Here is a 24365-nt window from a genome sequence, read left to right as displayed (position 1 = left end):
TTCCTCATTCCTCATTCCTCATTCCTCATTCCTCATTCCTCATTCCTCATTCCTCATTCCTCATTCCTCATTCCTCATTCAGCGCAGCGTCAATGCGAGCTGAAGTATTTTTTTAAATCCGTCCAGCAAAGCCCGGTGGTGGTGCGTTGGTCGCGCCAGGCAATGATGCGCCATTCGTTGTTGCGCCGGCGCAGGATGAGGCGCAGGTTGCCCTGGAGCAGGCCCGCGTGAAAAGCCGTGTCCTGCTGCGTGACTTTGAGCTGGTACAGGGCCGAAACCTCAATTGAATCGGCGGTGTAGAGCTGGTCGCGGCGGTCGCTGAGGGTGAGCGTGTTGGTGACGTTGGCGGCCGTGCGGCGGCGCAGGCTGCTGAAGTAGGTGGTTTCTTCGGGCACGCTCCAGTTGGCAAACAGCGCCGGCGACGACCCGGCGCTGGTCGGGTCGGGCACGAAGCGGAAGGTAGCGCCGCTGAAGCTGCGCTCGTAGTTGGCCACGTTCAGGTTTTGCACCGCTGTGGTGAAGTTGGCAAGCAAAATGTCCACCTGCGTCGGCTGAAGCCATTCGCTGGACGTCGCGGCCGGCTCGGGCTCGCGCAGTTGGAAGCAGGCAGGCAGGGCCAGCAGGGCCAGCCACGGCAGGCGGCGAACGACGGTTTTACCCAAGATGGCCGGCCAGTAGCGCATTGCCCGATAAGGAAGAAGATTCTGCTGAAAGATACAAGGTGCCCGGCATTGGAGCTGTTTAGGAGGCCGTCTACAGTATAATCAGACCGTCATGCTGAGCGCAGTCGAAGCATCTCTACTGCGCAAGTAATCCATTTACTATTGCGGTGGAGATGCCTCGACTGCGCTCAGCATGATGTTCTACAGCCGTTTCGAAGTCAGTGTCCGTGCGGTCAGTAGCGCGAACTTTGCCGTTCGCGTGCCAGAACGAGCTAGCGGCGCGGGGACGCGAACGACAACGTTCGCGCTACTCTACACCAACCCCGACACCGCGCTAACTTGGTATGGACGGCCTCCTAAATAACTTCCAAGCCGCCCGGCCTCTCGGTTGCAAATCCCGCTATTGCACTACCAATTTCCTGGTGAAGCTGCCCGCGTTGCTCACCCGCACGCGCACCACATACACACCCGGCGGCAAGCCGGCCACGTTCAGGTGCGCCGTGGCCGTGGCTGCGGCCCAAACCAGCGGCTGTACCGGGCGCACCACCCGCCCCAGCGCATCGAGCACCTGCACCGTGGCTGCCGGCTGGCCTGCCGTGCCCGCCAGCGTGAGCGTGGCCGTGCCGCTGGCCGGGTTGGGGTAGAGCGTGAGCTGCCCGGCCAGCTCCTGCGCCGCCTGTGCGGCCGAGGGCAGGCCCCACGGATACAAGGTTTGGGTGCTGGTGCAGCCCAGGTTGTTGGTCACGGTGAGGCGCACGGGCGTGCCGGCCGGCGGGGCGGGCACCACGCGCTGGCCGGGCGGGGCAGGACCTTCCAGCACCCGCCCGCCGGGCAGCTGCCAGTGCCAGCGCACGAGCTGGGCGTAGCCCGGCCCGGCGGTGGAGAAATCCACCAGCCGCAGCGTGTCGCGGGCCGGGCTCAGGGCGTAGCCGGCGCTGGCCACCGGCGGCGTGCGGCAGTAGGCCGGCACGTAGGGCACGCCCGCGTTGGCGAAGCGCGTGAGCACCCCGGCGTAGTAGACCCCACCCGTGGGGTCTACCCGCCCCCCAAAGGTGAGCAGGCCCGTGGCCGTCAGCCCCGACTGGACAAAGGCGCCGCCGGTGAGAAAATATTGTTCCCACGCTGCTGTCGCGCCGCCGGTGCTGTTGGGGGTGTAGGCCGCCAGGTAGCTGTTGTTGTCGCGGTGCGACAAGCCGGTGCGGGTGCGGTAGCCGCTGACCAGCACCTGCCCGTTGGCCAGCGGGGTACCGCGAATGAAGGCGCACTGCGCGGCGCTGGCCAGCAGGGGAACGCCACCGGCCACCCGCTGCTGCCATTGCACCTGGCCCAGGCTGTCGAGCTGCACCAGCCAGCCCAGGGGCAATTGGTTGGAGTAGTAGTTCGGGTACACGGCCCCCGTCAGCAGCAGCCCTTTGTTTGGGGTGGCCTGCACGTCATTGACATATTCGCCGTCGATGAGCGTGCCGTAGGTCTGGGCCGGCCCCAGCGGGTTGCCGTCCAGGTCGATGCGCTGCACCCAGGCATCGGTGACCAAATAGCCCGGCCCCGGCGTGACCGCCCGCCCTTGCTGCCCGGCCAGCACGTAGGAACCATCGGCCTGTGCCGTGATGGCCTCAATCTGCGTGTAGGCCCCGCCGTACTGGTGCCGCCACAGCACCCGGCCGGCGGAGTCGAGCCGCACAACTTTGGCCTCGGGGATGCGGGCTCCGGTGTAGCCGGCCGGCGACACGTCGGCGTTGAACCCGCCCAGCATCCCGCCGTCGGGCAATGCCACGATGGGGTAATGAAAGGTCGTCGCCCACGGGTCGGTTAGTGAGCGCCGCCAGCGCCGGTTGCCCAGGGAATCCGTTCGCTCATAAATAGTAATGACATTGCTGCTGGCATCCGTGCTGTCCCGGTGCAAAAGCAAGTCACCACGTAGGGAGATTACGACGTTGCCAAAGCCGCTCCGACCAGCACCCGCATACAGCCGGGTTCGAACCGGATTGCCGTTGGCGTCGAAGGTGCGTAATTCCGGGCTGTTAAATGAATTATAGCCCCCGGTCGTGTTGGGTACAGCTTGTTGGCTGGTTCCGGCCGTGATTACCCGGCCCGAAGGCAGTGTAAGCACTTGATTGATATAATTACCCGCCATCGGTCCCGTACTAAACTGCCGTTGCCACACCTGTACCGCCTGCCCGTAACTGGGCAGACTGGCGAGGACGCTTACGAGCGCCCCCGCAACCAATCGATACCACATGACCTTAGCGCACAATTAGCCGCCGGGTGCTCACGGGTATGCCATCGGTCAACAGTGTATAGAAATACACACCGGTCGGATAGGAATGTAGGTCTACTTCCTGCCTATCAGCTTTCACGTCGAGCGACAGTTGCCCGATGAGCACCCCATCGGTCGCCCGCCGAATCAGTAGGGCAGCCTGCCGGGTCGTCACTGGTACCTGGTAGGTTATTGTGGTATGACCGGTGGCTGGATTCGGTGTGTTCTGCGCCAGACCCGCAGTGACCACGCCCGTGCCCGCCGCGCCAGCCGGGCGCGGAATACCTACTCCGTTGTAAGACGGCGCACACTCTTGGTAAGGATTTGAATTCACTGCCGGGTTAGCCACTGGCAGATTGACAGTTCCCAGCGTAAACTGGCTATACGTCGGCTGGTAGTCGGTATAAGTATAGTACGTCAGGGAGAGCGCCGCGTAGTCATTCTCAATAGCTACAATGTCGGCCGTCGTGAGCCCGTTCACGTCAAATAGGTTGCGCAAAAACGTTGTGTTAGGATTTACCAGTGGGTTGGGATTATCAATCCTGACCGCTGCTCCGTTCTCTACAAAAATCCCATAAGCTTTGCTTTGTCGCACCGCGGGCGATACGCCCCGCGTGAAGGTGTTGCAGTCGAGCCACGCCGTGCCGGCCGTGCTCACGTTGGCCGGCGGGGGGCTGTTCAGTTCCGTCACGAAGTCCACCCCCTTTTCACACTCGGCAAACAGGTTGCCTTTTATTTCCGCCTCCATGTCATTGGCCGGCAGCTGGTAGCGGATGCCGTAGTGCAGGCCCTGGAACGTATTGGGGGCCGAGGCATTGGTCAGCGGCTTGATGTCGCGCAGCCAGCGGGCATCAATGCCCGACTGCTCGGTGCGGTAGTTGGCGTAGTGAAAATCGGCATACGGGCTGGTATCGCTCTGCACAAAGGTGCTGCTGCTCACGTTCACCGGTACAAAAACGCTGCTGATGCCCGCCACCCCCGGCCGCAGGTAGGCAAACATGACCGTGCTGCGAGCGGCCGCAATTTGCGGCGTATTTGGCGCGGCCAACTCCTTGAAGAATTTGAACGTGCAATTGGTCAAGGTCAGCGGCCGGTTGAAGCTCGGCTGGGCATCTATCGCATCGGTGTGGGCAATACCCGCCAGGTAAAAATTCGTAAACGTGCACTGGTCGAGCATGAGGTAGGGGGCCAGTTGGGGGTTGTTTACGCTGCCCCCCTTGGTCGCATCGAGCAGCACGTGAAGCAGCGCGTGGTCGAAGGCATTATTGCGAATGATGGGCAACTGCGTGGCAGAAAGCACCGCTAAGTTGCCGGCCACCCGCAGGTGGGCATAGGTATAGGTGCGGTTGGTGCCGCTGGCCGCGTAGGGGCTTTTCATGGCATCCGGGTCGGAGTCGAAGGTGCAGTTGGTCACGTAGTCGCTGGATGCCGCCGCGTTGGTGCTGCGGTCCAGACTCAGACTTGTGGGTGTGTAAATTTTCATAACATTTTGGGTAGGGGTAAAGGATGAGGAAGCAGTTCAGGCAGTGTACCGCTTGCCGGCCCCAACGCCTTAGGCGTCCAATCAGTTGTTTGTCGACGGTGAGTTGGATATCGTTCTGACGGCAACCGGTCGGACGCCTACGGCGTCGGACCGGGCGGAACCGACTGCCTGAACAACGTCGAAAGCACTCGGCCACTGGGCAACGCCAAAAAGCCGGCCTGGCCCACCATAAACGGGCGCCAGGTCGGCAACGAAAGTCTCGAATGTAGGATTGCACGAGCTGGCTAGCCAGCTTCTGCCATCGGGCAAGACAACTGCATCACAGAAAGTGCCCATGGGCCAACAGGAGTAGACTGTGGAAAAGAACCGGGCTTGCGCCGGTGGATGGCGGCGCAGCCCCACTGCCCGGAGGAGGGTGTAGGACAGAGTGATAGGCTAATATAGCGGAAGATGCAGAAATAAAAAATAATTATTTCTCCAGCCGGTTTCTCCAACAGTCGCTGCCGGCAAGGTAGCCGGGCTGCTACCCGCCCGGTCACCCTTTCCCATCGGCAAGCCGTACTTTCGTCGCCCGTCATCCGCTTCCACCCACATGTCCCGAAAGCATCTGGCGTTATACACCGCCCTTTTGCTGCTACTCGCGCTGGCCACGTACGTGTATTACCGGCGCACGCTGGCGGCCGCGCCCTTCGACCCCTACGCCCTGGTGCCCGACGATGCCGTGCTGGTGCTCAGCACCCACGACCACCCCGCGCTGCTGCGCCACCTGCAGGAAACCGAACTGTGGGACAACCTCACGGCCGTGCGCTACTTTCAGCAGGCGGCCGGCCACCTTGCCCTGGCCGATAGCCTGGCCGGCGGCAACGCCCGGCGGCGCAATGGCCTGCTGGGCCTGCTCGGCCACAAGCTGGTCATCTCCTCGCTGCACGTCACCGGGCCCGGCGAGTTCGACGTGCTCTACCAGATTCCGCTGAGCCGCGTGAGCGAGTACCGGCAGGTGCGCAGCCTGCTCGAAACCCTGGGCCGCGACCCCCGCTACCGCCTCAGCACCCGCGACTACGAAGACCAGGAGCTGACCGTGCTCACGGAGCAGCGCAGCGAGTTCAGCCTCACGGTGCTCAACTACCGCAACCACTTGCTCATCAGCGCCAACTCGGGGTTGGTCGAGGCGGTGGTGCGCCGGCTGGCGCATTCCGAAGCACCGACGGTGCTGGCGGCTTTCAGCTCCACGGACTTGCTGAAGCTGCGCGGGGTAGATGCCACGTTGCTAGTGAATTATCGGCGGCTGCCGCAGTTTCTGGATGTGCTGTTTCGGCCCGACGTGCACGGGCAGTTCGACCAGCTCACCGGCCTCGTGTCGCAGGGCTTGCTCGGGGTGAAGCTGGTGGGCAGCCGGGTACAGTTGCAAGGCTTTTCGAACCCCGAAACGGTGGCCGGCACACTGCAGCAGCGGCTGCGGGAGCAGCCTGCCCAGCCGCTGCTGCAGTGTGCCGGCCTGCTGAGCACGCGCACGGCCCTGCTGCTGCACCTCGCCGCCAGCCCCGCCCGCACCTGGCCCCGCATTGGCCGGCCGCTGGTCGATTCTTCGGGCTACAGCGGCGCGCTCGACAGCTTGCGGGCCACGTTTGGGGGCGAAATGGCGGTTGGGTACGTAGCGGCGGCGACTGCCGGCAGCCGGCCGGGGCGGTTGGCGTTTGTGCGCTGCCCGGCCCCGGCCCGCACCGCGGCCTGGCTGGCGCGCCTGCGCCGGCTCGACGGCAGCTCGCCGGCCTTCACCAGGGTGGGCCCTTATGAGGTGCACCCGGTGGGGTTCCCAGAGGCCACGGTGCTGGGGCCGCTGCTGGCCCCGGCCCAGCCCCAAGCGGTAGAGGTGCGCTCCGGAGCCGGGGCGCTGGTGGGCAACTACCTGGTGCTGGCCGATGAGCAGACCCTAAGCGGCTACCTGGCCGATGTGGTGGCCGGCCGCACCTGGGCCCAGTCGCCCAGCCAAGTGTCGTTTTTACAGGAAACCCTGCCCCGCGCCCGCCTGAGCATTTTTGTGGACACCCGCAACAGCTGGAATGCCCTGCTCGGGGTGCTCACCGAAGAGCGCCGGGCCGGCCTGCTGCGCAACGAAGCCCTCTTCAAGCGCTTCCCCCAGATGGCCCTGCAACTGGTGCCCGCCGACAACGAAGCCGCGCCCGACGCGCAGTATTACACCCAGCTGCTGCTACGCCGGCCCGACCTGGGGCCCGCGCTGGCGCAGCCCGGCGGCGCGGCGGCCAACGGCCGGGTCCTGGCCTTTCAGCACGCCTTGGTGGGCACGCCCGCGCTGCTGCCCGTGGTGGGCACGCGCATCCCGGCCGTGGTGGTGCAGGATTCGGCCAACACCCTGCATTTTGTAAGTGCGGATAACGCCGTGTTGTGGTCCGATACCCTGGCCGGCCCCGCCGTAAGCGTGGCCTTGCTGCCCGCCGGGGGCGGCGTGCCGGGCGGCCTGCTGCTGGGCGCCGGCCACCGCCTGCACCTGCTGGCCAACGACGGCCGCGAGGTGCTGCCCTTCCCCCTCAACCTGCCCGATACCGTACGAATTGCGGCCGTGCTGGCCGCCACAAGCCCCTCGGCCCCGGCCCGCCTGCTGGCCGTGACGGCCGGCAACGACCTGGTGCTGCTCGATGCCAAGGGGCGCTTGTTTGCGGGCTGGCAGCCCAAGCAGCTCGATTTTCCGTTGGCGGGCCAGCCGGCGGTGCTCAGCGTGAGCGGCCGCGATGTGGTGCTGGTGCCCCTGCAAAACGGCTACGTGTACGCCTACGATGCGCAGGGCAGCCTGCTGCCCGGTTTCCCCCTCAGCGTGGGCGCCCGGCTGGCCGGCGATGTGCTGGTGCAAGCCGGCAGCACCCTGAGCCGCACCCACCTGACGCTGGTGAACCAGCACGGCGAACTGGTGGTGTTTACGCTGAGCGGCGACATTCTGAGCCGCCGCCGCGTAGCGACCTGGAGCCGGACGGCCCGCTTCCGCCTGGTACCCGACCATCGGGGCCGCACTTTTGTGGTGACGCGCGACGACCAGAACCAACTCGATGTGTACCTGCCCGGCCAGCCCGCGCCGCTGCTCACCCAACGCTTTGTGACCTCGGGCGAAAAGCCCGTGCAATTTTTTGATTTCAACAACGGCCACCGCCTGGTAGCCATCACCGAAACCGGGCCGGGGCAGGTATACTTGTACGATGCCAGCGGGCAGCTGCTGGGCGGCGCGGCCCTGCCCAGCACGGCTCCCGGCGTGGGCGCCAGCTACGACGCCACCACCGATACCTACCAGTTTGTGCGCGTAGTGGGCCGCGAGCTGCGCCGCACCGAGCTGAAAGTGACGCAGCCGTAGGGGAGCGATGGAAAATAAAAAAAACGTCCTGCCGAGCGCAGCCGAGGCATCTCGCGTGCAGCACTGATTCAACCGCCTGTCATCCTGAGCACGCGGATGCTCTGACTGCTCTCAGCAGGATGTTCTTTCAAAGAGCAATTCCTCCCCAACTATGCCATCTCCTTACACCACCGGCCTAGTGGTCGGCAAGTTCTGGCCGCCGCACCGGGGCCACCAGCTGCTACTTGAAACCGCCGCCGCTCAAGTAACCGAGCTGGTGGTATTGGTCTACGCCAATCCCGATTCCGCCGCAATGCCCGCGCCCGTGCGCGCCCAATGGCTGCGCGAGCTGTACCGGGGCGATGAGTTGGCGGACGGGCTGCACATGGGTGCCACCCCGCTGCGCGTTTTTTCCCTCTCGGCCGAGGCCGATGGGGTGCCACCCGATGCGGCCGGTGATTTTACCCAGCGCGAATTTGTGCGGCAGTGGCTGGCCCGGCAGGGCATTAAGGTGGATGTCGTGTTTACCAGCGAAGCCTATGGGCCGGGCTTTGCCGAACACCTGGGCGTGGCCCATATTGCAGTCGACAATGACCGGCAGCTGCTCCCGGTATCGGGCACGCTGGTACGGGCCCATCCGGCGCCGTATGCCCAATTTCTGCACCCGTTAGTGGCGGCGCAGCTGGGAGTGGTGCCGCCGGCCCCGGTGCCCCGCGTGGTATTTCTGGGGGCCGAAAGTAGCGGAAAATCCACGCTCTGCGCGGCGCTGGCCGAGGCGTATGGCACCCAATGGGTGCCCGAATACGGCCGCACCCTGCACGAGCAAAAGCACGGCAACCTCGACTACGAAGACCTGCTCTACATTGCGCGCCGGCATGCCGAACTGGAGGACGAAGCGGCCCAACAGGCCCGCGGCGTCTTGTTCTGCGATACCAATGCGGCTACCACGGCGCTTTATTCCTACTACTATTTTCACCGCTGCGACCCGGCCTTGCAGGCCATGGCGGCCGTGTGCGGCCAGCGCTACGCCCACACCTTCGTGTGCGCCCCCACGGTGCCCTTCGAGCAGGATGGCTGGCGCGGCCCCGAGGCGCTGCGCAGCTTCCAGCACGGCACGATACTGATGCAGCTGGACTGCTTCGGCATCCCCTACACGCTGGTGGATGGCACCGTGGCCGAGCGGGTGGCGCAGGTGCGGGCCGCGCTGAATGGGTAGTGCTACTTCGGACTTGTATCCGAGTAGCAACCTACAGCGGTTCAGCTCGAGTGGGGCAATATATCGGTAGTAAACCTGCTTTGTTGTGTTTGTGAAAGCCCCAGCGGGGCGACATTCGTTCAACCAGTATCGCCCCGCTGAGGCTTTGAACGGCGGGGGCAGTCCCATTCATCCCCGATATATAGCCCCGTTAGGGCTCTCATTCGGCAGTCCGCAATATGGGTTAGATAGGCTTCTAAATCAGGTTGAACGCCCGGGCGTATTGGCCCAAATCGAAGTTGCTAGCGGCGCCCAGCTTCTGGCGAATGTTGCGACGGTGCGTATCGGCGGTTTGAGCCGAAATGTGGAAAGCCGCCGCAATTTCCTGCGAACTGCGGCCTAGTGCCAGGCAGGCCAAGACCTCGCGCTCGCGGGTAGTGAGGCTGGTAAAAGTGGCCGAGTTCTCGCGCAGGAAGGTGTTCTCGTCCAGGAGTCGTTGCACCTTGGCTGTGATGTGGCTTTTCGGGTCAATCGGCGTCGAGAAGCAGATAACCAGCAGCGGCAGGCCGGCCCTGCTCTGGACTAGTAGCCGCGCGGTGGTCATGTGCCAGGCAAAATCGAGGCGCGGTCCGGTGCGTACCTGCTGAAAAAGCGTGACGGAGTAGTTCAAATCGTTGCGCTCTAGCAGGCCAACTACTTGAGGCACATACTCGTGTGCTTCATCGGGATTGAAGTAGCGGGTATGGTATTCTGGGCCCATTGCCGTAAGCTCCGCCAGAGTGATGCCGGCGAGGTCGCGCAGGCCGCGGTCCGACATATACAGCACCCGGCTGGCATCGCCATTAAGAACAATGACCGCACCCGGGTATTCATCAGCGAAGGTGGCAATCTTGGCTATTTTAGTGGTGATGGTTTGTTCATCAGTCATGCAGAAGGCCAAAAAAAGAATAGGTGAAATAAGTAGCTGGACGATTTGGATATAGCCAATTAGAATGGCCGGAAAGATAGTGAGCTTCTGATGAACCCCGGCGTTCAAATCTGCCTAAAAACCAGCAAAAACGGGTTTGCGGGACAAAAAAAGTCCCGGCCGAGCGGCCGGGACTTTCAAGAAAATGAAGAGTGATTGACAAACTCACCGATTCGTGAGCCAGCCTTTGCGGTAGAAATACAGCAGTTGCATGGCCACCACCCCAAACATGAGCAGTAGCACGGCGGGGTAGCCCCAGGGGCTGTAGAGCTCGGGCATGTTGCGGGGCAGCACGTGGCCGTGCTCGTCTACGTGCTGAAAGTTCATGCCGTAGAGTCCTACTACGAAGCCCAGCGGGATGAAAATGGTGCTGATGATGGTGAGCACCTTCATTACCTCGTTCATGCGGTTGCCCTGGTCCGACATGTAGAGGTCGGTGAGGGAGGAAATGTTGTCGCGGTAGCTTTCGGCCAGGTCCAGGGCCTGGATGGCGTGGTCGTAGGCGTCGCGGTAGAAGATTTTCAGGCTCTCGGGCATGATTTCCTCGGGCAGCCGCAGCACTTCCGCAATTTTATCGCGCTCCGGGTACACCAGCCGGCGGAAGCGCACCACGTCTTTCTTGATGCGCAGAATGCGGTTGAGCAGCCGGCGCGGGCGCTTGTCGGCAAAAATGGCTTCCTCCAGTTCCTCAATGTAGTCGCCGATGGCGGCCATGGTGGGGTAGTAGTGGTCGAGCACCACGTCGGTGAGGGCGTAGGCCAGGTACAGGGCCGGGTGGCGGCGCAGGGTGCTGAAATTGGCCCGGATGCGGACCCGCAGCGAGTCGAGGCAGTCGTCGTAGTCGTCCTGAAACGACAGCACGTAGTTCGGCCCGGTGAAGATGGACAGCTGGTCGTCGTCGATTTCGAGCAGGGGGGTGAAATCGGTCATCCGCGACACCATGAACAGGCGCTGGTCGTCGAACACTTCCAGCTTGGCCCGCTGGTAGTCGTTCAGCACGTCCTCCATTTGCAGCGGGTGCAAGCCAAAATCCTGCATCAGGCGCTCCATCAGGTCCAGGTCGCCGTAGCCGCGCACGTCAATCCAGTGCTTCAGCTCGGGGTGCTCGCGCAGCTGGTGGAGCATGTCGACGTAGTGGTCGGTGTACTCTTTTTCGATGAACGTGTCGTCGTCGTACGACATCAGGAACAGGCGCGGCTTGAGGGCGCCTTCCCGAATGTTGAGGGTGCCGGGGCGCTGGCCCACCTGCAGCTCGCGTGCCTGCCGGGTGGCTTCGCGGTCGGTGATGGTGTAGGAGCTGGGGCCGGCCATGTCGGCCAGGGCGGGGGAGCGGTTGGGCGCGGCCTGCGTAGAAGAGCTGAGCGGATTCATGCGGCGGAGTCAATCGGGAGCAAAAAGGCAATTTCGGGCCCTACGTATGGCGGACGGATGAAGATGTGTGTTGGCGCAAACCGGAACCCGGCCAGAATCTGCCAAAAGCGGCCGACACCCGTTCCGTGCCGTACTTTGCCCCCTGAGCCACCCCCATCAGGTTTGAAAAGTACGGATTCCATTATTAACACCGACGACGAGGCCCGGCAGCCCGGCCCGGCGGCCCTCGCGGTGTGGCTGGCCGAAAACGGCCCCGCCGCGCCCCGGCTGCCCCTGGCCTTTGAGCCGTTTCTGTACCTGCGGCCCGAGCACCAGGCCTTGCAAACAGGCGCGGCCCCGGTTCTCAGCTTCTACCTCGAAGACCCGGCCGTCGGGCGCAGCGTGGCCCACCTGCACATTGCCCTGGACTCCGCCACCCACACGGCCCACAGCCCCGCCCAGGCGCCTTTTGGGGCCGTGCAGCTGGCGCCGGGCCTGGGCCGCGCCGCCGTGCATCAGCTGCTGGACGAAGCCGAGCAGCACCTGGCCCAGCGCGGTATGCAGCGGCTGGCGCTACGCGGCTACCCCTTTGCCTACGACCCCACCGGGGCCGCCACCCTGGCCGAAGCCCTGCGCCAGCGCGGCTACCGCGTGGCCCTGGCCGAGCAGAACTACCACCTCGACCCCCGCCGCGCCTACGAAGCCCACCTGCACCCCTCCGAGCGCCGCCGGCTACACAAGTGCCGCCGCCAGGGCCTGCATTTCGAGCAGGAGCCGCCTTTCCTGCTGCCCGCTGCCTACGATTTCATCCGGGCCTGCCGGCAGGAGCGGGGGCAGGCGCTGTCGTTGCCCCTGGCACGGGTGCAGGAGCTGTTTCGGCGCTTTCCCAGGGAGCATTTTCTGTTCTCGGTGCGCCAGGCCGACGGCGACTGGGCGGCGCTCACGGTAGCCATTCAGGTAAGCGGGCAGGTGCTCTACAACTTCTACCCCGCCAGCCCCCTGCGCTGCAACGCCCTGAGCCCGGTGGTGCTGCTCAACGAAGGCCTGCACGCTTTCGCCCAGGCCAGCGGGTTGGCCGTGCTCGACCTTGGCACCTCCACCCTCGACACCGGCCCCAATGCCTCGCTGCTGCGCTTTAAGCGGCACCTGGGCGGCGTGGCGGGCCTGCGCCTGAGCTGGGAGAAGGCGCTGTAGCGGAAGCATTTTGCGGCGAAATACTGTAGTTTAGTGGTCCATGCTCGCTTTTCAAATCCGCTTGCTATTCCTGCTGACTACCTTCGGACTGTTGGCGCCCACTGTTTCCGGCTGGGCACAGGCAGCTTCCGGAGCATCTGCATTAGCCGGTGCGATGCCCGAGTCCACGTCCAGGCAGCAGTATGCCGCCGAAGACCAGCTGGTGCGCCAGGGCATCGCCCGGCGGGCGGCGGGCGAAGCGGATACGACCTTTCTGAAGCGAACTTTCCCGGTGTCGTTTACGGCTGAGCGGCTGGTGGCCTATGCCTGGCGGCCGGGTGCTTTCGGTAAGCAACTGTTTTTCCCGCGCCTCGAAGTGAACGAATACCGCCACGAAGGGGAGGATGCCGCGCTATTTGTGCTCGACCCTTTTCAGCTCAATACCTACGCCGTGCAGAAGCTGTTGCTGGCGTCAATTGGCGATATCACCAACCTGTCGGCCTTCTTCTTTGCCGATGTGGACCGGGACGGACAGAAGGAGCTGCTGGCATTGGTATACGCCGAAGTGCAGGAAGCTGGGCTATTGGAACACGGGAACGGGACCAAGGAAAGGGCGTATGCTCGCATGTCGCACCGGCACACTTACGTATTCCGCTACGCCGGTCTGAGCAAGGCCGGGCTTCCCCGGTACCGGGCCGATACCACTCCCCGGCCTTATCTCGACGAGCTTCCCACGGCGACAGCCGTGCGACGGGCGCTGGCGCAGCATCAGGTACGGCGGTAGGCGCAGAGGGGAATTGGCGGGTCCGGCCTAGGGCGCTCACGATGATGAGCCGTTCTTTGTGGCTGCATGTCTATCACGCCACTCGTTACGCCTTCCAGCCCTTCGCCCATTCGCCAGTTTGTGCGTGGGTCATTGGGGGCGGGGGTGGCCGTGGCGGCGCGGGCGGCGGGCTCGCTCATTGTGAACAAGCTATTTGCCACGTATGCGCCCGCCGGTGGGCTCACGCTGCTGGCCCAGTTCCAGAACCTGATGGCCATGCTCACCACGCTGCCCTACGATGGCGTGCAGGTGGGCCTGGTGAAATATCTGGCGCCGTTGCGGCCGGGCAGCCCCCGCTACCGCACCTGGCTGGGCGCGGCCGCCTGCCTGAACGCGGCGGGCCTGCTGGCCGGCTTGGGCCTGCTGGCCGTGCGTGGCCTGCTGGGCTGGGGCTGGGCCAGCCTGGCCGCGTTTGCGCTGGGCATTGGGCTGATAACCGGGCAGGGCCTGCTCGGAGCGGTGCTGCTGGCCGCGGGTCGGCTGCGGGCTTACATTGGTTTGTCGGTGGCGCTGGCGGGGTGCGGCACGGCCGGCGTGGCAATCACGCTGTTCTGGCAGTGGCCGCTGAACCAGGTGCTGCTGAGCTATTTGCTGGCGCAGGGCCTCACGTTCCTGCTGGCGCTGGCGCTGGCCGCCCGCGCCGGGCTCTTGCAGCATCTGACGCTGCGGGCGCCCCTGAGCCGGCTGGCCCTGCGCCGCCTCAGCCAGTTCTTGCTGATGGCGGTGAGCACCTTGCTTTTTGGCAAAGCCGTGGACTATGTGTTGCGCGACTACCTGCTGGCCACTTTCGGCCCGGTCCGCACCGATTTGTGGCAGGCGGTGGCCAAGCTGTCGGACAACTATACTATGGTGTTTGGCGCGGTGATGAGCAGCGTGTTCTATCCCCGGCTGGCGGCCCTGGCGGGGCAGCCGCGCGCCGCCCAGCGCTACGTGCTGGGCGTGGCCGGGCTGCTGGCCCCGTTGCTGGCGGGGGGCCTTGGGCTGCTTTACGCTTGCCGGAGCTGGCTGCTGCCGTGGCTGTTTGCGCCACGCCTGCTTGGAGCCCAGGTATTTCTGGCCCCGCAGTTGCTGGGCGACTGGGCCAAGTTCCTCAGCTGGATTTTTATTTTTCAGCTCACAGCCAAAGCGCGAACCGGGGCCTACGTGGCGGTGCAGGCTGTGTCTGCCGTGGTGTTTGCGGCCCTGTTGGCATTGCTGCTGCCGCGCTTCGGGCTGCAAGGAGCGGTGCTGGCCCACGCCGGGCGGTATGCGTTGCTGCTAGCGGGCTGTGGGGTTTGGCAATGGAGAATGAGCAATGAGGAATGAGCAATGGGCAATGGGCAATGGGCAAAAAGAACGTCATGCTGAGCGCAGCCGAAGCATCTCGCGTGCTTCAACTAATTCAATCGATTGGTTTACTCTCGCGGTAGAGATGCTTCGGCTGCGCTCAGCATGACGTTCCTTTTGCTCATTGCTCATTGCTCATTGCTAATTGCTCACTGCACTACCAGGCACTTGACCACCGCGTCTTCTTCCGGGCGTAGGCGCAAGGTGTAGACGCCTGCCGCTAGGCCCTGCAGTTCCAGGGGCGCGCCCTGGGCCAGCGCGGCGGCGGGCCAGCCCACCTGCCGAATGGTTTGGCTGAGGGCGTTGAGCAGTTCACCAGCCACTGCGACTGCGGGCGCAGGCCGGGTAACTGTACGGTCAAGTTTCCGGCAGCAGCAGGGTTCGGAAATACACTCAATTGTGCCTGCAAAGCGCGTTGTACTGCCGTAGCCAGCGCAAACGGATACACCACCGTGGTGCTGGTGCAGCCCAGGTTGTTGGTGATGGTGAGGCGCACGGCCGTGCCGGCGCCCGTGCCCACGGCGTAGCGGTGGGGCGGGGGCGTGGGGCCGTCGTAGCGGGTGCCATCGCCAAAGTCCCTGCGCCAGCGCAGCAGCTGGGCATACTGCGGGCCAGGGCTGGAGAGGCTCACGAAGCGCAGGCTGTCGCCGCCCGCCGTGGCCGTGTAGCCAAACGTGGCCTGGGGCGGCGTCTGGCACAGGTTGGGCACGTAGGGACGCTCGGTGAGCTGTAGGCGCAGGTGGGAGAGGGGCTGGTAGGGCGCGGAGATGCCGGCGTACACGTTGCCCGTAATGGTCAACTCGCCGGCTGCGCTCAGGTCGAGGCTACGGCCAAAAGGTTCGTTGGCACTGACCGGCGTAACACGCTCCCATACCACGGATGCTCCACTCGTAGCGTTGGGCCGGTACACTGCCTGGTAAGTATCTAGTGTTTGGGTTACTGAACCGGGCGGCACGTGGTAACCGCTCACCAGCACGTCGCCATTTAGCAGGGGACGACCGTTTAGCAACACGCAGTTAGGGGTAGTAGAGCCGAGCGTGGCCGGGATACGCTGCTGCCACTGCACGTGACTCAAGCTGTCAAGCTGCAAAAGCTGTCCTTGTTCCTGGGTGCTGCCTGTGCCCACTATGCCGGTCAGGAGTAGCCCATTGTGCGGCGTGGGACGCACATCTTGCCAGGTATCTTACTGCGGGCTGCTAGTGGCTGGATGTGCGGGGTAGAATGGCGAAAGATTGGCCTCAAGGTAGAAAGGGAACGGTGAAAATCTTTCTGGCCGACAATACTCGGTTTTATCAATTACCGAGGGAAAATAAAAGCCCTGCTGCCCCGTGCTTTGCCTTTGCTAACTGCGAAGCCTTCCGCTGCAAGCAGCCACCTGTGCTTCTTTTGCGCCACCCGTTGCCCGCGCTCCATGCCCGACTCCTCATTCCTCATCCCTCATTCCTCATTGAGCGAAGCGCCCCTCGTCACCATCATAGCGCTTTGCCACAACCACGTGCCCTTCCTGCGCGAGGCCCTGAATTCCATTCTGGCCCAAACCTACCCGCAACTGGAAGTATGGCTCGTGGACGATGCCAGCACCGACGGCAGCCCCGAAATCTTGCGCGAATACGCGGCCCGAACCCCCGCCTGGCGCCTGCTTCTGCTGCCTGAAAACGTGGGCAACTGCCGGGCCTTCAACCAGGCTTTTCGGCAAAGCCGGGGCACGTTTGTGATTGATTTTGCTACCGACGACGTGCTGCTGCCCACGCGGGTAGCCGCGCAGGTGGCCCAGTTTCAGGCGGCTGGTTCCGGCGTGGGCGTGGTGTACTCCAACGCCGAATTGATGGACGAAGCCGGGCGTTTCCTGGGCCTGCACCACCGGCCCGATGGCCACGGCGGCTTGCGCCCTACCGGGTACGACCCCGCGCCGGCCAGCGGCTGGGTCTTTGCGGAGGTGCTGCGGCGCTACTTCATCAGCACGCCCACCATGATGATGCGCCGCGCCTGCCTCGAAGCCCTGGGCGGCTACGACGAAACGCTGGCCTACGAGGACTTCGATTTCTGGGTGCGGGCCAGCCGCGACTGGCAGTTCCAGTACCTCGATGCCGTGACCACCCGCAAGCGCAAGCACCCGCGCAGCATGAGCGCCCGCGCCTACCGCCGCCACGACCCCTACCTGGCTTCCACCATCCGGGTGTGCGACAAGGCCCTGGACCTGTGTCGCACTGCCGACGAGCGCGAAGCCCTGGCCGTGCGCCTGCGCTGGGAGCTGCGCCAGGCCCTGCGCCATCGCCACATGGCCCAGGCCCGTGCGCTGTATGCGCTGCTCGGCCTGACGGGGCATATTCGGTCCGTTGACCGGCTATTGGGCTTGCTAACCCGTCTGCCGCTCGGGTGAGGGCGTGTAGGAAGTTAAAAGTAATGGGTCAAAAGTCCAGTCATCCTGAGCGCAGCGAAGGATGACCGGGCTTTTGACTTTCTAAACAGGCTCTGTAAAACACCCTTTTAACTCACCGCTTTTACCTTTTACTTTTTTAACTCCCATCTTCTCCCTGGCACTGCCGTTCTTGCGCCCATGAGCTGGTTGTCTGCCAAATTTACCCGCGTTGTGCTGTTGCCGCTGCTGCTAAGCGCGACCACGGTGCTGGTGCTGGGCAGTTTCTTTGAAACCAGTGACGACCAAACGCTCGCGTGGTTGTTTTCGGGGGCGCTGGCAACGGGGCCCGTGCCATCGCTGCCACTGTATCTGCACGGTTATGGACACTTGCTGGCAGCTGCCTACGCAGTGGCGCCTGCCGTGCCGTGGTTGGGGCTGCTGCTGAGCGGGCTGCTGCTGGGTGCCACGGTGCTCACGTTTGCGGTGCTGGACTGGCTGCTGCGGCCCCTTTTGCGGCCAGCCGTTCTGGTGGTGGTCCTGGGCGTGTTTTTTAGCCTGGCCTGGGTCGAGCATTGGCTGTGGTTTAGCCACGGGCGGGTAGCGCTGTTGCTGGCAGGGGCGGGCGTGCTCTTTGCCGCCCAGCGGCCGGCGCAGCGCGGGGCGCTGGTGCTGGGCCTGGTGGCGCTGGGCCTGGCCTGGCTGGTGCGGCCCAGTCTGGCCGTGCTGGGCGCGGGTGCCGTGGTGCCCGCCGCGCGGCTGCTGGCCGGCGGCTGGCGCCGGGCTGCCCCGATATTGGCTGGCGCCGCGCTAGTTTTGGTGGTGGCGAGCATTGCCTTGCAATGGCAGCTAACACCCACCGAAGCCCGCACGCAGCAGCGCGATGCCTACTTCGCCCGCATTCTCGACTACAACCAGCTGCTGCCGCAGCCGCGCACAAGCGCCGACAGCCTGGGCACGGCCGCCATCGGCATGTGGCTGCTCGGCGATTCTACCGTGGTCAACGCCGACCTGTGCCGCCGTGCTTATCGCTTCGATGCCGCCGACTTTCTGCGCCACGAGGTGCCGGCCAAGCTGCGCCTGCGGCTCGGGTTGCTGGTGCGCGACTACTTCCCATTGCTGCTGGCCGTGGTGGTCACGGCCCTGGTCGTGGCCCGGCAGCGAGGCTTTCGGGGGTGGTTCTGGCTGGTGCAGCTGGGCTTTGCCGGCGCCTTGCTCCTGCTGGCGGGCCTGCTGAAGCTGCCGCCGCGGCTGGCGCTGCCGCTGCTGGATTTTTGGCTCCTGACCAACGTGATTTTCTGGTTGGAAAAGCGCCGTTCCGTCCCTGCTGCCGCGGCACTGTGCGCTCGTGACGGGAAAGAAGCTCCTCCGACGCCGCCGCTGGCAAGGGGCCTGGGCTTGGCCGCTGGCGCGCTGGTCATCGGCTTGTACGGAGCCAAAACCTGGCACCGGCACCAGGTCCTGCGCCGGGAGCAACACCAGCATCAGCTGGGGCTGAGCCAGATTGACCACCTCGGCCGAGGGCGCCTTCGCGTGCTGGCCGGCACCAACGACTTGCTCAAAAGCCTCTCGCCCTTTCGCAGCTACCGGTCCGCCCCCGGCCCGGTCCTGTTGCTCACCGGCTGGTCGGCCCACGATGCATCCCAGTCCCGGTTGCGCCGTGCCCTCAGCGGCTCGGCCGACCAGACGGCGTGCCTGCGCCGCCTGGCCCGCCTGCCCGGTTATGGTCCAGGAGCACGGGTGCTTTGGGTGCTCACCCCCGAAACAGCAAACTGGCTCAGCCGGCGCTTTCGCCTGCACGGGCCGCGCCTGATGCTCTCACCCGAGCTCGGCCAGCCGGCCATTCGCGCCGATTCGACGCTGCATGTCTACCATCTGCAAGGTTGCTCCAGCCACTGATTCGGGTCTGCAAAGTGGATTGATTGCCCTTTTTAGGATATAATGCCATAATCTTATACCCAGCCCCCTACGGTTCAGCCAGACCTTTGTTGCGCAAAAAGCGTTTCTTCACAACCCCTTCACGTTTTTCGCCCCACCCCATGCAAACCTCCATATCGATAACCCGCGGCGAAGTCCTTCAGCAAATGGAGGGCTACCTGAAAGAGAACATGAGCACCTTCCTCAAAAGCGTGGAAGACAGCTGGCAGCCGGCCGATTACCTGCCCGATTCGCGCCGCGATACTTTTTTTGACGAAGTAAAAGAGCTGCGCGAAAAAGCCAGCACCCTGAGCTACGACCTGCTGGCCGTGCTCATCGGCGACACCATCACCGAAGAGGCCCTCCCCAACTACGAAGCCTGGTTCCACGAGCTCGACAACATCAACCGCGACCGCAACAACGGCTGGGCCGAGTGGATTCGGGGCTGGACGGCCGAAGAAAACCGCCACGGCGACCTGCTGAACCGCTACCTCTACCTCTCGGGCCGGGTGAACATGCGCGAGTTTGAGGTGAGCACCCAGTACCTCATCAACGATGCCTTCGACCTGGGCACGGCCAACGACCCCTACCGCGCCTTCGTGTACACGAGCTACCAGGAGCAGGCCACCAACATTTCGCACCGCCGCGTGGGCCAGCTGGCCCGCAAAGCCGGCGACGACCAGCTCTCCAAAATCTGCGGCATGATTGCCGGCGACGAAACCCGCCACGCCCGCGTGTACAAGGCCTTTGTGACCAAGATTTTCGAGCTCGACCCCTCGGAAATGATGCTGGCCTTCGAGGACATGATGCGCAAGAAGATTGTGATGCCGGCCCACTACATGCGCGAAATGGGCGTGGAAATGGGCAAAACCTTTGGCCACTTCACCGACGCCGCCCAGCGCCTGGGCGTGTACACCAGCGCCGACTACACCGACATCCTGGACTCGCTCATCACCGATTGGGACATCGAGCACCTGAAAGACCTCACCGGCGAAGCCGAGAAAGCCCGCGACTACATCATGGCCCTGCCCAACCGCCTGCGCCGCGTGAGCGACCGCATGGCCGTGCCCAAGCTGGAGTACAAGTTCAAGTGGATTTCGTAAACCCAGCATCGGTTTGCTGCCAAACAGCCAGGCTTTCAGCAAGGAAAGCCTGGCTGTTCGGCTCTTACGCAGGGTGAGGGAGGGCCTCGGGGCGCGCCGCTTCCCAGCCCACCAGCGCCGCTTTGCGTGGGGCGCCCCAGCGGTACTGGCCCAGCTCACCGGTTTGCCGAATGACGCGGTGGCAGGGAATGAGGTAGGCCACCGGATTGGCCCCGGTGGCGGTGCCGGCGGCTCGCACGGCGGCACCTTGCCCGGCAGCGGCGGCGAGTTGGGAATAGGTCCGCAGCTCGCCTTCCGGAATGCGCAGCAGCGACTCCCAGCTTTTGAGTTGGAAAGGCGTGCCTTTCAGGTGCAGGTGCAACCGGTCGGGGGGAGTAAAATTGCGGGTAAAAAACCGGGTTGCCTGCCCGTGGCTGGCCGTTTCGGCTGCGGCAAATGTGGCATTGGGCCATTCCAGGCGCAGCTCATTCAAGGCCGCTGCGTCGTCTTCCGCAAACGCCAGCTTGCAGATGCCCTTTTCCGTAGAGGCCACCAGGTAGCGGCCAAACGAGCTTTCGCCGAAGCTGTAGCGAATGGTCAGGGCCGCGCCGCCGTGGCGGTATTCGCCGGGCGTCATGGCTTCCAGCGTCACGAATAGGTGGTGCAGGCGGCCGGTGCCGGACAAGCCGGTTTCGTGGGCTGCCTCTGCCAGGGAGGCAGCCTGGCGAAGCATCCGCTTGGCGTGCTCCAGGCTCAGGAATTGCAGAAATTTCTTGGGCGAAACGCCGGCCCACTCCTGAAACTTGCGCTGGAAGTGAAACGGGCTCCAGTGCGCCTGGGCCGCCAGCTCCTCCAGGCTGGGCTGCGTGTGAAAATGGGCTCCGGCGTAAGCCAGCGCTGCGGCGATGCGCTCATAGTCAGTCATGGGAATGATTCGCTGATTGACTACAAATTTCGCGTTGAACAGCAAGGAGCGAAACCCGATTCTTGCGCAGTTTGAGTAGGCTCATCGAAAAAAAGAACGTCATGCTGAGCGCAGCCGAAGCATCTCTACCGCTTTGTTGCAACGGTCCTGGCGATGTGGTAGAGATGCTTCGACTGCGCTCAGCCGGACGGTCTTTGGACAGTTATAGCAGGAGTAGCGCTTTTACTTCTCCACCTTCACGCCTTTCCAAAAGGCTACGCGGCCTTTTATTTCCTTGGCCGCATCCTTCGGTTCAGGGTAGTACCAGGCGGCGTCTTTGTTTTTATCGCCGTTCACGTTCAGCGAATAGTAGCTGGCGCGGCCTTTCCAGGGGCAGGAAGTCTGGGCGATGCTGTCTTCAAAAAACTCTTTTTTGATGGAATCGGCGGGAAAATAGTGGTTGTTTTCGACGACAATGGTATCGTTGCTTTCGGCTACGACGGTGTTGTTCCAGATGGCTTTCATGGGTGGGTTGGGAGTGGAAATGTCATTCCGAACAGAGCGAAGAATCTGGAGAATGCGGTTATTACACCTCAGATTCCTCGCTCTGCTCGGAATGACAGATGAGCCAATTGAACATTGCCCGTACTGCGCTTGTTTTCTAAGCCTATCCTGAAAGAGAAATTATATGGCCGTTGGCTTCCGCTTCCGCGATTTTGTGCCCGAAGACCAACCCGAGAAGGGCTTCGAGTCGTTATTTAAGCTGTTTATGCAGCTTGTCACCATCACCAGCGGCGATGTGGGCGAGGCCCTGCAGTGGCTCAATGAGCTCGACAAGCAGTATGGCCTCACCGACGACAACTACGGCATGGGCAACTTCATCGATGACCTGAAGAAAAAAGGCTACATCGATGAGAATGAGCAGGAAAAGGGCGAATTTAAGATTACGCCCAAAACCGAGCAGGGCATTCGCAAGAGTGCCTTAGAGGAGATTTTCGGGAAGCTAAAAAAGAGCAGCACCGGCAACCACCGCACGCCCCACACCGGGCAGGGCGACGAGCAGAGCACTGACCTGCGCGAGTTTCGCTTCGGCGATTCGCTGGAATCTATTCAGATGTCGGAGTCCATCCGCAACGCCCAGCTCAACCACGGCATGGAGGGCGACGACTTCATGCTGACCGAAGGCGACCTCGAAGTGCGCGAAAACGAGCACAAGAGCCAAACCAGCACCGTGCTGATGATTGACATCTCGCACTCGATGATACTCTACGGCGAGGACCGCATCACGCCGGCCAAGAAAGTGGCCATGGCCCTGGCCGAGCTGGTGAAGCAGAAATACCCCAAGGATTTTCTCGACGTCATCGTGTTCGGCAACGACGCCTGGCAGATTGAGGTGAAGGACTTGCCCTACCTGCAGGTGGGCCCCTACCACACCAACACCGTGGCCGGCCTGGAGCTGGCCATGGACCTGCTCCGCAAGCGCAAAACGCCCAACAAGCAGATTTTCATGATTACCGACGGCAAGCCCACCTGCCTGAAAGAGGGCAACGGCTATTACAAAAACAGCTTTGGCCTCGACCGCAAGGTGGTGAACAAGACGCTGAACCTGGCCGCCGCCGCGCGCCGCGTCAAAATTCCCATCACCACGTTCATGATTACCTCCGACCCGTATTTGCAGAAATTCGTGGAGGAATTCACGGAGGTAAACCAGGGAAAGGCCTACTATTCGGGCCTGAAAGGGCTGGGGCACCTCGTGTTCGAGGACTACAAAAAAAACCGGCGCAAGACGCTGTAACAGTCTGTCATGCTGACGAAGGAAGCATCTTATCACGGCTGCCTTTTTCAGTTCACTTAATGCAATCAGCGCGGACGTGATAAGGTCCTTCGCGCTGCTCAGGATGACAATTAATTTCCCTTCATGGCCAACGACCAGCTTCCAACCAACCATTTCGCACACATCACCACCCTGGGTCAGCTGAAAAAGTCGGCCTACAAATCCCGCTCGGTGAAAGCCGAATTGCGGGAAAACCTCATCCGCAAGCTCCGCGTGAAGGAAGACGTGTTTCCCGGCATCTTCGGCTACGACGAAACCGTGATTCCGGAGCTGCAGCGTGCCATTCTGGCCGGGCACCACATCAACCTGCTGGGCCTGCGCGGGCAGGCCAAAACCCGCATTGCGCGCCTGCTCATCAACCTGCTTGATGACTACATGCCCGTGGTGGCCGGCTCGGAGCTGAACGACGACCCGCTGCAGCCGCTGTCGGTATTCGCCAAAAACCTCATTGCCGAGCACGGCGACAACACGCCCGTGGCCTGGGTGCACCGCGACGAGCGCTACACCGAGAAGCTGGCCACGCCCGACGTATCGGTGGCCGACCTCATCGGCGACGCTGACCCCATCAAGGCCGCTACCCTAAAACTGCCCTACAGCGACGAGCGGGTGATTCACTTCGGCCTGATTCCGCGGGCACACCGGGGCATTTTCGTGATTAACGAGCTGCCCGATTTGCAGGCGCGCATCCAGGTGTCGCTGTTCAACATCCTGCAGGAGGGCGATATCCAGATTCGCGGTTTCAAGGTGCGGCTGCCGCTCGATATCCAGTTCGTTTTCACCGCCAACCCCGAGGATTACACCAACCGTGGCTCAATCGTGACGCCGCTCAAGGACCGGATTGACGCCCAGATTATTACGCACTATCCGAAGTCGATTGAAATCGGCAAGCGCATCACCAAGCAGGAAGCCCGCATCAAAGACGAGCAGAAGGGCATGGTGACGAGCAACGAAATCATCCACGACCTGGTGGAGCAGGTGGCCGTGGAGGCGCGCGGCTCCGAGTTTGTGGACGCCAAGTCGGGCGTGTCGGCCCGCCTCACCATCTCGGCCTACGAGCAGGTAATTGCCGGGGCTGAGCGCCGGGCCCTGGTGAATGGCGAAAGCAACACCTACGTGCGCCTGGGCGACTTCATCTCGGCCGTGCCCGCCGTGACGGGCAAGGTAGAGCTGGTGTACGAAGGCGAGCAGGAGGGCGCCGGCATTGTGGCCGAGAAGCTGATGGGCAAAGCCATTCGCACGCTGTTCCTGAACTATTTCCCCGACCCCGACAAGAGCAAAAAGCTCAAAAACCGCGTCTCGCCCTACAAAACGGTGCAGGAGTGGTTCGGCAACGGCAACACGCTGGACCTGCTGCATGACGCCAGCACCGAGGACTACCGCAAGGCCCTCGACAACGTGCCCGGCCTGCGCGACATCGTGACCGAGCTGCACCCCAACGAAACGCCCGAGCACACCTACTTCCTGATGGAATTCCTGCTCCACGGCCTGGCCGAGCACAGCCTGATTTCGCGCAACCGCCTCACGGCCGGTGCCCAGTTCAAGGACTTGCTTTCTTCGATGTTCACCATGCCCAGCTTCGGCGAGGATGACGACGACGAGGATGAGGACGAGAAGCCACGCCGTCGGCGGTAGTCGGCGGAAGGAGTGTTGAAAAAGCCCCGCGTACCGATTGGTGCGCGGGGCTTTTTTAATTACAGCC

Annotated in this window: 18 protein-coding genes; 10 read left to right on the top strand and 8 right to left on the bottom strand. The window is 63.1% G+C overall.

Features of this window, described 5'->3' with window-relative positions:
* Positions 1-89: 89 nt before the first annotated feature.
* From JKL48_RS10975 to JKL48_RS10965, 3 genes are all read right to left on the bottom strand, one after another.
* On the bottom strand, positions 90-683 hold the full coding sequence (locus tag JKL48_RS10975; RefSeq protein ID WP_201982347.1) for a hypothetical protein: 594 nt from the start codon (positions 681-683) through the stop codon (positions 90-92).
* A gap of 379 nt (positions 684-1062) precedes the next feature.
* Positions 1063-2772, bottom strand: a complete 1710-nt coding sequence (locus tag JKL48_RS10970) for a T9SS type A sorting domain-containing protein (protein ID WP_201982344.1) — start codon at positions 2770-2772, stop codon at positions 1063-1065.
* A gap of 133 nt (positions 2773-2905) precedes the next feature.
* Positions 2906-4402: a T9SS type A sorting domain-containing protein gene (locus JKL48_RS10965; protein WP_201982342.1), complete on the bottom strand. Its 1497-nt coding sequence runs from the start codon at positions 4400-4402 to the stop codon at positions 2906-2908.
* A gap of 592 nt (positions 4403-4994) precedes the next feature.
* On the opposite strand from JKL48_RS10965, the gene JKL48_RS10960 reads away from it, so the two are divergent.
* Together JKL48_RS10960 and JKL48_RS10955 are read left to right on the top strand one after the other, a co-directional pair.
* A complete protein-coding gene (locus tag JKL48_RS10960; RefSeq protein WP_201982339.1) occupies positions 4995-7760 on the top strand; it encodes a hypothetical protein in 2766 nt (921 codons plus the stop codon).
* Between the two features lie 151 nt (positions 7761-7911).
* Complete coding sequence (locus JKL48_RS10955; RefSeq protein WP_201982335.1) at positions 7912-8955, top strand: AAA family ATPase; 1044 nt, start codon at positions 7912-7914, stop codon at positions 8953-8955.
* Between the two features lie 235 nt (positions 8956-9190).
* Here the strand turns inward: JKL48_RS10955 and JKL48_RS10950 are convergent, their stop codons facing one another.
* Positions 9191-9862 carry a helix-turn-helix transcriptional regulator gene (locus JKL48_RS10950; RefSeq protein WP_201982332.1) on the bottom strand — a complete coding sequence of 224 codons (672 nt, stop codon included), beginning with the start codon at positions 9860-9862 and terminating at the stop codon, positions 9191-9193.
* 204 nt (positions 9863-10066) lie between these two features.
* Positions 10067-11272, bottom strand: a complete 1206-nt coding sequence (gene corA / locus JKL48_RS10945) for a magnesium/cobalt transporter CorA (protein ID WP_201982330.1) — start codon at positions 11270-11272, stop codon at positions 10067-10069.
* A 162-nt stretch (positions 11273-11434) separates the two neighbouring features.
* Here corA and JKL48_RS10940 point away from each other — a divergent pair, with 162 nt between their 5' ends.
* The 3 genes from JKL48_RS10940 to JKL48_RS10930 all read left to right on the top strand — a co-directional run bounded on the left by JKL48_RS10940 (position 11435) and on the right by JKL48_RS10930 (position 14552).
* The gene (locus JKL48_RS10940; RefSeq protein WP_201982327.1) at positions 11435-12445 is read left to right on the top strand and encodes a hypothetical protein; all 1011 of its coding nucleotides are present in this window, start codon (positions 11435-11437) and stop codon (positions 12443-12445) included.
* Positions 12446-12485: 40 nt separating this feature from the next.
* Complete coding sequence (locus tag JKL48_RS10935) at positions 12486-13208, top strand: hypothetical protein (RefSeq protein ID WP_201982325.1); 723 nt, start codon at positions 12486-12488, stop codon at positions 13206-13208.
* A gap of 66 nt (positions 13209-13274) precedes the next feature.
* On the top strand, positions 13275-14552 hold the full coding sequence (locus JKL48_RS10930; RefSeq protein WP_201982323.1) for an MATE family efflux transporter: 1278 nt from the start codon (positions 13275-13277) through the stop codon (positions 14550-14552).
* A 241-nt stretch (positions 14553-14793) separates the two neighbouring features.
* Here the strand turns inward: JKL48_RS10930 and JKL48_RS10925 are convergent, their stop codons facing one another.
* A complete protein-coding gene (locus JKL48_RS10925) occupies positions 14794-15741 on the bottom strand; it encodes a hypothetical protein (RefSeq protein WP_201982321.1) in 948 nt (315 codons plus the stop codon).
* 243 nt (positions 15742-15984) lie between these two features.
* Between JKL48_RS10925 and JKL48_RS10920 the strand changes: the two genes are divergently transcribed.
* The 3 genes from JKL48_RS10920 (at position 15985) to JKL48_RS10910 (ending at position 19949) form a co-directional block, all read left to right on the top strand.
* Positions 15985-16953 carry a glycosyltransferase family 2 protein gene (locus JKL48_RS10920; protein WP_236668725.1) on the top strand — a complete coding sequence of 323 codons (969 nt, stop codon included), beginning with the start codon at positions 15985-15987 and terminating at the stop codon, positions 16951-16953.
* A gap of 177 nt (positions 16954-17130) precedes the next feature.
* A complete protein-coding gene (locus JKL48_RS10915; RefSeq protein WP_201982319.1) occupies positions 17131-18828 on the top strand; it encodes a hypothetical protein in 1698 nt (565 codons plus the stop codon).
* 140 nt (positions 18829-18968) lie between these two features.
* Positions 18969-19949 carry an acyl-ACP desaturase gene (locus JKL48_RS10910; protein WP_201982317.1) on the top strand — a complete coding sequence of 327 codons (981 nt, stop codon included), beginning with the start codon at positions 18969-18971 and terminating at the stop codon, positions 19947-19949.
* A gap of 64 nt (positions 19950-20013) precedes the next feature.
* Here the strand turns inward: JKL48_RS10910 and JKL48_RS10905 are convergent, their stop codons facing one another.
* A complete protein-coding gene (locus tag JKL48_RS10905; protein ID WP_201982315.1) occupies positions 20014-20853 on the bottom strand; it encodes a methylated-DNA--[protein]-cysteine S-methyltransferase in 840 nt (279 codons plus the stop codon).
* Between the two features lie 222 nt (positions 20854-21075).
* Positions 21076-21357, bottom strand: coding sequence for a DUF427 domain-containing protein (locus JKL48_RS10900; protein ID WP_201982312.1), 282 nt, complete (start codon positions 21355-21357; stop codon positions 21076-21078).
* A gap of 163 nt (positions 21358-21520) precedes the next feature.
* On the opposite strand from JKL48_RS10900, the gene JKL48_RS10895 reads away from it, so the two are divergent.
* Together JKL48_RS10895 and JKL48_RS10890 are read left to right on the top strand one after the other, a co-directional pair.
* Positions 21521-22627, top strand: coding sequence for a vWA domain-containing protein (locus JKL48_RS10895; RefSeq protein ID WP_201982310.1), 1107 nt, complete (start codon positions 21521-21523; stop codon positions 22625-22627).
* Positions 22628-22750: 123 nt separating this feature from the next.
* Positions 22751-24298 carry a sigma 54-interacting transcriptional regulator gene (locus JKL48_RS10890; RefSeq protein WP_201982307.1) on the top strand — a complete coding sequence of 516 codons (1548 nt, stop codon included), beginning with the start codon at positions 22751-22753 and terminating at the stop codon, positions 24296-24298.
* Positions 24299-24365 lie beyond the last annotated feature (67 nt).

Source organism: Hymenobacter rubidus, from assembly GCF_016734815.1.
GTDB classification, from domain to species: Bacteria; Bacteroidota; Bacteroidia; order Cytophagales; family Hymenobacteraceae; genus Hymenobacter; species Hymenobacter rubidus.
This window is presented reverse-complemented; position numbering and strand designations above follow the sequence as displayed.

What these genes read in the sequence shown, in the direction of transcription:
- JKL48_RS10975 (WP_201982347.1), bottom strand. Translation starts at nt 683, where the DNA reads ATGCGCTACTGGCCGGCCATCTTGGGTAAAACCGTCGTTCGCCGCCTG.
- JKL48_RS10965 (WP_201982342.1), bottom strand. Translation starts at nt 4,402, where the DNA reads ATGAAAATTTACACACCCACAAGTCTGAGTCTGGACCGCAGCACCAAC.
- JKL48_RS10960 (WP_201982339.1), top strand. Translation starts at nt 4,995, where the DNA reads ATGTCCCGAAAGCATCTGGCGTTATACACCGCCCTTTTGCTGCTACTC.
- JKL48_RS10955 (WP_201982335.1), top strand. Translation starts at nt 7,912, where the DNA reads ATGCCATCTCCTTACACCACCGGCCTAGTGGTCGGCAAGTTCTGGCCG.
- JKL48_RS10950 (WP_201982332.1), bottom strand. Translation starts at nt 9,862, where the DNA reads ATGACTGATGAACAAACCATCACCACTAAAATAGCCAAGATTGCCACC.
- corA (WP_201982330.1), bottom strand. Translation starts at nt 11,272, where the DNA reads ATGAATCCGCTCAGCTCTTCTACGCAGGCCGCGCCCAACCGCTCCCCC.
- JKL48_RS10935 (WP_201982325.1), top strand. Translation starts at nt 12,486, where the DNA reads ATGCTCGCTTTTCAAATCCGCTTGCTATTCCTGCTGACTACCTTCGGA.
- JKL48_RS10930 (WP_201982323.1), top strand. Translation starts at nt 13,275, where the DNA reads ATGTCTATCACGCCACTCGTTACGCCTTCCAGCCCTTCGCCCATTCGC.
- JKL48_RS10920 (WP_236668725.1), top strand. Translation starts at nt 15,985, where the DNA reads ATGCCCGACTCCTCATTCCTCATCCCTCATTCCTCATTGAGCGAAGCG.
- JKL48_RS10915 (WP_201982319.1), top strand. Translation starts at nt 17,131, where the DNA reads ATGAGCTGGTTGTCTGCCAAATTTACCCGCGTTGTGCTGTTGCCGCTG.
- JKL48_RS10910 (WP_201982317.1), top strand. Translation starts at nt 18,969, where the DNA reads ATGCAAACCTCCATATCGATAACCCGCGGCGAAGTCCTTCAGCAAATG.
- JKL48_RS10905 (WP_201982315.1), bottom strand. Translation starts at nt 20,853, where the DNA reads ATGACTGACTATGAGCGCATCGCCGCAGCGCTGGCTTACGCCGGAGCC.
- JKL48_RS10900 (WP_201982312.1), bottom strand. Translation starts at nt 21,357, where the DNA reads ATGAAAGCCATCTGGAACAACACCGTCGTAGCCGAAAGCAACGATACC.
- JKL48_RS10895 (WP_201982310.1), top strand. Translation starts at nt 21,521, where the DNA reads ATGGCCGTTGGCTTCCGCTTCCGCGATTTTGTGCCCGAAGACCAACCC.
- JKL48_RS10890 (WP_201982307.1), top strand. Translation starts at nt 22,751, where the DNA reads ATGGCCAACGACCAGCTTCCAACCAACCATTTCGCACACATCACCACC.